Here is a 6,261-nt window from a genome sequence, read left to right on the forward strand (position 1 = left end):
CTTCGGCGCGCCGCTACTCCTCGACGCGCTCCTTCCGCTTGTCGACCACTTCCACGTCCGCGATCCGGGTGTCCGGGTAGCCGCCGTCGGCGTCCTTCTCGGCCGCCTTCACCATGTCCCAGACCGTGTTGAGTCCGGTCGTGACGCCCTCCAGCGCCTCCATCTCGCAGCCGGTCTTCCCGGTCGTCTCGACCGTGACGGTCAGTTCGATCCGGTCGTCGCCGACCGCGAACTCGGTGTCGACGTTCGTGATCGGTATCTGGTGGCACATCGGGATCGTCTCCCAGGTGTGTTTCACGGCCTGAACGGCCCCGATTCGGGCGGTCGCGAGCACGTCGCCCTTCTCGACCGCGTCGGCCTCGACCGCGGCGACCGTCTCCGGCGTCAGCCGGATCTCGCCGCGGGCGACCGCGCGCCGACTGCTGTCGGGCTTCGCGCCCACGTCGACCATCTGGACGTCGCCCGACTCGTCGGTGTGGGTCAGGTCGTCCGCGCTCCCGTCGGCGGACCGGGCGGGTGTCTCGTCACTCATCACGCGTCGCCTCCGGCAGCCGGTCGGGTAAGTCCGTCGCCACCAGCCCCGCGCCGTTCGCGTCGGCGGCCGCGTCGCCCGCGCGCCCGACGACGTACGCGCCGACCGCGGCGGCGCGGAACGGGTCGGTCACGGCCGCCAGCGCGCCGACGGTGCCCGCCAGCACGTCGCCCGTCCCGCCGACGGTCATCCCGGGGTTGCCGGTGCGGTTGAGCCGCACGTCGTCGCCGTCGGCGACCACGTCGACCGCGCCCTTCACGAGCAGCGTGTGGCCCAGGTCGGCGGCGAACCCGCGGACCAGTTCGGCGCGCTCGTCCGGGTCCGCCGCCGTCTCGCCGCCCATACCGACGAGTTCGCCCTGGTGCGGCGTACAGACCAGCTCGGCGTCGGTGTCGACCTCGGGGACGACCCGGAGCGCGTCGGCGTCGACGACGGCGCGACCGCCGTACTCCGTCAGGAACTCGCCGACGAACTCGCGCGTCCCGTCCCCGTCGCCGAGCCCCGGACCGAGGACGACGGCGTCGGCCCCGGCCGCGAGCGACGCGACCCGCTCGACGTGGGCGGGCCCGACCCGGTCGCCGGGCAGCGCGCGGACGATGAGGTTCGGCGAGAACCCCTGAACCGCGCCGGCGACCGACTCGGGACACGCCACGCGCACGAGGTCCGCGCCCGCCCGGAGCGCGGCCAGCGCGGACAGCGTCGGCGCGCCGGTGTACGGCCCCCCGCCGACCACCAGCACCTCGCCGTTGTCCCCCTTGTGCGACTCCGGGTCGCGGTCGAGTCCGAGGATGTCCCCCGGGCCGGTGTACCGCTCCGCGGCGGCCGGGATTCCGATGTCCGCGACCGCGACATCGGCGTCGAGCGCGGCTAGCCCCGGCTTCTCGTCGTGGAACGTGACGACGCGGTCGGCCCGAACCGTAGTCGACCCCGAGTCGCCCGTCGGTTCGCCGGTGTCGGCGTCGACCCCGGAGGGAACGTCGACCGCGATCACCGTCGCGTCGACCGCGTTGACCGCCGCGGCCGCCGTCCGTTCCGGCTCCCGGAGTCCCCCGGAGACCCCGGAGCCGAGCATCGCGTCGACGATCACGTCGGGGGCGTCGCCGTCGGGGCCCGCGGGGTCGAAGTCGCGCGAGTCCGTCACCGCCTCGGTCGGAACGTCGGCGTTCGCGAGCGCGGCCCAGTTCTCCCGCGCGATGTCGGTGCGGATCGACTCGGGGCGACCGAGCAGGTGAACCGCGACGTCGTACTCGTCGAGGAACCGCGCCGCGACGAGCGCGTCGCCGCCGTTGTTCCCGCGGCCGCAGACGAGCGCGACCGCCGCGCCGGGCTCCGCGACCGCCCGGACCTCGCGGGCGACCGCGTTGCCGGACGACTCCATCAACTGTTTGCGGGGCACGCCGAGCGCGGCCGCGTTCGCGTCGACGGCCGCCATGCGGTCGGTCGTGATCATGGTCGGGGGTTCGGACGCCCCGGAATTAAGCGGGCGGGGTCGTCGCTCATACCGCGTCCGTCCGCGAGCGTCGAGTCCGCTCCGGGCCCCGCTACCCGTCTCGCTTCGGGAAATGAAAATGTTGAAGCGGTCCGGTGGAGAAATCCGCAACTAACTGTGGTATCGGCAACCCCCGTCGGCGCGACCGCCTCGGTAACGCCCCCCGCGCCCGACGTACCCGGTTCGTTCCCTCCCCTCGACGCTCGCCGCGGCGGTCGCAGGCGACCGCACGACCGACAGGCGCCATCATGAACATCGGATTTTTCACCGACAGCTACTTCCCCGGCATCGACGGCGTCACGTACACCATTCAGGCGTGGCGCGACCGCCTCGAGTCCCGCGGCCACGAGGTGTACGTCGTCTACCCGGAGAGCAGCCACGAGCCCGACGACCACGAGATACCGGTCCCGTCGCTGCCGAACCCGTTTTATCGGCAGTACCGCCTCCCCACGTACCGACGCCTCTCGACGCTGCCCGACCTCGACGTCGTCCACTGCCACGGCCCGGCGTCGACGGGACTGATGGGTCTCCGCTACGCGAAGCGGTACGGCGCGACGTCGGTGTACACCCACCACACCCCCGTCGAGGACTACTTCGTTCAGGGGCTCAAGTCGGAGCGGCTCGCCGCACTCGCCGGGCGGGCGTACGTCGCGTACGAGAACCGGTTCCTGAACGCGTTCGACTGCGTCACGGCCTCGACCTCGCGGATCCGTCGCGACGTGGAGCCGGTTCGGCTCCCGGTCGGGATCGAGATGGAGCGGTTCCGCCCGAGCGAGAGCGCTCGGGTGGCCGCGCTCGCGACCGACGGCGGCCCGACGGCGGCCGACGCGCCCGTGGTCGGCTACAGCGGCCGGATGACGCGCAAGAAGAACGTCGACGAGATACTCCGGCTCGCCGAGCGGCTCCCGGCGGTGCGGTTCGAACTCGTCGGCGAGGGCCCGGTCCGCGCGGATCTGGAGGCGGACGCGCCGGCGAACGTCCGGTTCCACGACTTCCTCCCCCGCGAGGACCTCCCCGGCTTCTACGCCGCCCTCGACGTCTTCGTCACGGCGTCGACCTGCGACACGCTCGGGCTCTCGACGCTGGAGGCGAACGCTTGCGGCACCCCGGTCGCCGCCGCGGACGTGGCCCCCTTCGACGAGACGATCGGTCCCGAGAACGGCGCGCGGTTCGCGCGCGGCGACCTCGAAGACATGGAACGCGCCGTCAGCGACTGTCTCGACGGCGACAGGGACACGCGCGCCGCCGTCCGGCGGTTCTCGGTGGAGCGGACGATAGACGAGCTCGAATCGATCTACGGGGTGACCGCGTAGATGGGCGCGGACAACGTCGACGCCTTCCAGCGGCTCGTGTTCTCGGTGCCACGGCTCCGGGTTCAGGCGGCCGCGCTCGTCGTCCTGAGCGGGCTGTACGGGGTCGCGACGGTCGCCGCGATCACGCTCTTCACCCCGTTCGCGCCGGACCCCTCCCGTATCGTCCCCGTCGCCGTCCTCGTCTTCTTCGTCCCCTTCGTCGTCGCGGCCGAGCTCTTCCCCCGCGTCCTCGACGGCTACCCGCGAGCGTGGAGCTACTTCCTCGCGCTCACCTCGCAGTTCGTCCTGTTCGTGTACGCGCTCGTGCTCTCCGGCGCGGACAACGTCGGGAACGCGTGGAGTATCATCTGGCTGAGCTTCGTCACGCTGTACCTGATCAACATCCTGGTGCTCGTCGTCTCGACGGGCATCGACCGCTCGGACCGGATCCTCCTCGCGTCGCTCGCCGAGCCGGCCCTGCTCATCGCCGCCTTCTACGCGCTGGGCGGGAGCGAACTCGGCTTCTCGACGTACCGGCACGTGTTCGCGTTCGCCTCGCTGCTCATCGCGGCCGGGTTCCTCGTGTTGGTCCTCGTCGTCGTCGACTACCTGATCCGGAGCAACACCGACGTCTCCGCGTTCGCGCTCACCTCCGGGCTGCTCCGGAACGACCGCGAGTCGCTCGACTTGGGCGTCGAGGCCCGCCCGTCCGTCGAGACGTTCGCGGTCGACAACGGAAGCCGGCTCACCGTCGCGGCCCCGTGGGTCCACCCCGGCCCGCTCGGGGGGTTCGGCGGCGGCCAGCTGAGCGGGAACCTGATCGACGCGCTGAACGACGGCCGCGGAACGGACGCGGCCGACCGCGTCGAGGTCGAGGCCGCGGCCGACGGCGGAGCCGCCGCCGGCGACGCCGGGTTCTTCTTTCACGTCCCGTGTACGCACAAGGAGGACCTCTCGAACCCGGCCGACGCGGAGCGGCTCCTCGACGCGGTGGCCGACCCGGACCGGACCGACCGCGCGTCGCGGCTCGTCACCGAGTCGTACGGCGAGCGAGAGGGGTACGCGGACGTCAGGTTCCACGGGCGACGGATCGGGGACCGGCAGGTGGTCGTCCTCCACGGCGAGGGGATCGACGACTACGACACCGGCGTGTTCATGCGCGACGTCGACCACGACGAGGTGCTGCTGATCGACCAGCACAGACACGACATCCAACGGGGGCCCGACGTGGAGATCCAGTACGGCTCCGCCGAGGCGGACCGCCTGAAGCGCGCCTTCGACGACTTCCGCGAGCGGCTCGCGGCCGCCGACCTCGCCGACGACTACGCCGCCGGGTTCTCGGTGACGCGGGACAGCCAGAACGCGCTGGCGATGGTCGAGCGCGTCGACGGGCAGAACGTCCTGTGGATCGGGGTCGACACGAACGGGCTCACCCCCGACGTGCGGGCGACCGCCGACGCGTACCGCGACGAGTTCGACGCGGTGATCCCCTTCTCGACCGACACCCACGCGTCGATCCACGAGCTGGCGAACATGCGCGAGTCCGACGTCGACGCCATCGAGCGCGCGGTCGACCGCGCCGTCGACGACCTCGCGCCCGCGACCGTGGGGTTCGAGAGCCGACGGGCGGACCCGGTGAAGCTCCTGAAGAACGACTACAACGGGCTGGTGTTCAGCGTCAACATCCTCATCCGGCTGACGATCATCGCGCTGGTGACGCTGTACGCGCTGCTCGTGCTGTGGCTGTTCTTCTGAGACGGGGGTACCCGGGCGAAGTCGCACCCCCCGTTTTTGTGCGCTCTCTCCGAGACCCCGATATGGTCTCCCGGGCCCTCCTCCTCGGCACCGATCGGACTCCGAAACGCGCCCTCGGCGTCGTCGCGGCCGCGTTCGTCGCCGCGTCGCTCCTCGTCGTCCTCCCGTGGGAGCCGATAGGAGCCGCCGGACGCTATCCCCTCTGGGCGGCCCTCATCGCCGTCGCGGTCGGCGCAGCCGGGTACTCTGGGCGACACCGCGGCGGCCTCCTCGCAGGCTGGGGAGCCGTCTTCCTCGCGACCGTCTGGACCTTCGTCGTCCCGCCGCTCGCTGCGCTCGCCCGCGGCGATACGCTCGGCGACGGCGGCTACGCGGTCCCGCGTCCGTCTATCGTCGCTCTGAGTCCCCGAGCCGAACTGCTGACCGGGCTCCGGATCGGCCCGGTCGTCGCGCTCGCGGTCGCGCTCACGCTCGGGAGCGCTGCGTTCGCGCTGGGGGCGCTGCTGCGGCGTCGCTCGGGGCCCTCCGACCGCACGTGAGCCCTCGCCCTACTCGAACGCCTTCACGCCCAGCGCGGACGCGGACGCGCCGCCGATAACCATCGGGAGCCAGTACACCGCGCCGCGGAAGACCAAGACCGCGGCGGTGATCGCGGACGCGGCCACGCCGGTCGTGGGGACAAGCAGGCCGACGAGCGCGGCCTCGATGCCGCCGAGCCCGCCGGGGAGGGGCGTCGCGCCCGCGACGTACGACAGCGGGACGACGAAGACCGGGACCAGCGGCGAGATGGGGTGGCCGACCGCGGCGAACGCGACCGTGAGCGCGGCCGCCTGAAAGAGCCAGCCGACGAGCGACAGCGCGACGATGCCGAGGAGTCGAGTGCGGTCCGTGCCGACGCGCTCGATGTCGGCGAAGAAGTTCCCGAGCCGGTCGGCGAGCCCCGCCTCGATCGTCTCGGCGTCGAACCGGTCGAAGCGCCCGAGGAACGGCCCGACAGCGCCCGGGACGCGGTCGACGACGGCGGCGCGGAAGCGCCAGACGAGGGCGATCGCCGCGACGATCGCGGCGATCAGGCCGACCGCGCTCGCGACGGCGAACCCGACGCGGTCGCCGACCGCGGTGGTGGCCGCGTACGACCCCACACCGAGGAAGACGAGCGACACCGAGGGGACGACGTTGAGCACGTCGACGCT

Annotated in this window: 6 protein-coding genes; 3 read left to right on the forward strand and 3 right to left on the reverse strand. The window is 72.3% G+C overall.

Going from position 1 to position 6,261, the window contains the following annotated elements:
* Positions 1-13: 13 nt before the first annotated feature.
* Both moaC and C464_RS10870 read right to left on the reverse strand, forming a co-directional pair.
* Positions 14-532 carry a cyclic pyranopterin monophosphate synthase MoaC gene (moaC, locus tag C464_RS10865; RefSeq protein ID WP_006113747.1) on the reverse strand — a complete coding sequence of 173 codons (519 nt, stop codon included), beginning with the start codon at positions 530-532 and terminating at the stop codon, positions 14-16.
* Positions 525-1,982 (reverse strand): bifunctional ADP-dependent NAD(P)H-hydrate dehydratase/NAD(P)H-hydrate epimerase, encoded by a 1,458-nt coding sequence (locus C464_RS10870; RefSeq protein WP_006113748.1) that lies wholly within the window; start codon positions 1,980-1,982, stop codon positions 525-527. The genes moaC and C464_RS10870 overlap by 8 nt, the downstream gene beginning before the upstream one ends.
* Positions 1,983-2,269: 287 nt before the next feature.
* Here C464_RS10870 and C464_RS10875 point away from each other — a divergent pair, with 287 nt between their 5' ends.
* The 3 genes from C464_RS10875 (at position 2,270) to C464_RS10885 (ending at position 5,607) form a co-directional block, all read left to right on the forward strand.
* Positions 2,270-3,334 carry a glycosyltransferase gene (locus C464_RS10875; protein WP_006113749.1) on the forward strand — a complete coding sequence of 355 codons (1,065 nt, stop codon included), beginning with the start codon at positions 2,270-2,272 and terminating at the stop codon, positions 3,332-3,334.
* A complete protein-coding gene (locus tag C464_RS10880) occupies positions 3,335-5,068 on the forward strand; it encodes a DUF2070 family protein (RefSeq protein WP_006113750.1) in 1,734 nt (577 codons plus the stop codon).
* 62 nt (positions 5,069-5,130) lie between these two features.
* A complete protein-coding gene (locus C464_RS10885) occupies positions 5,131-5,607 on the forward strand; it encodes a hypothetical protein (RefSeq protein ID WP_006113751.1) in 477 nt (158 codons plus the stop codon).
* Between the two features lie 9 nt (positions 5,608-5,616).
* Here C464_RS10885 and C464_RS10890 read toward each other — a convergent pair.
* On the reverse strand, positions 5,617-6,261 hold a 645-nt coding region (locus tag C464_RS10890), incomplete at its 5' end, for a lysylphosphatidylglycerol synthase transmembrane domain-containing protein (protein WP_006113752.1).

It is taken from the genome of Halorubrum coriense DSM 10284 (assembly GCF_000337035.1).
Lineage (GTDB): Archaea > Halobacteriota > Halobacteria > Halobacteriales > Haloferacaceae > Halorubrum > Halorubrum coriense.

Bases quoted from the DNA above. Each gene is read 5' to 3' on its own strand.
- moaC (WP_006113747.1), bottom strand. From the start codon at position 532: ATGAGTGACGAGACACCCGCCCGGTCCGCCGACGGGAGCGCGGACGAC.
- C464_RS10870 (WP_006113748.1), bottom strand. From the start codon at position 1,982: ATGATCACGACCGACCGCATGGCGGCCGTCGACGCGAACGCGGCCGCG.
- C464_RS10875 (WP_006113749.1), top strand. From the start codon at position 2,270: ATGAACATCGGATTTTTCACCGACAGCTACTTCCCCGGCATCGACGGC.
- C464_RS10880 (WP_006113750.1), top strand. From the start codon at position 3,335: ATGGGCGCGGACAACGTCGACGCCTTCCAGCGGCTCGTGTTCTCGGTG.
- C464_RS10885 (WP_006113751.1), top strand. From the start codon at position 5,131: ATGGTCTCCCGGGCCCTCCTCCTCGGCACCGATCGGACTCCGAAACGC.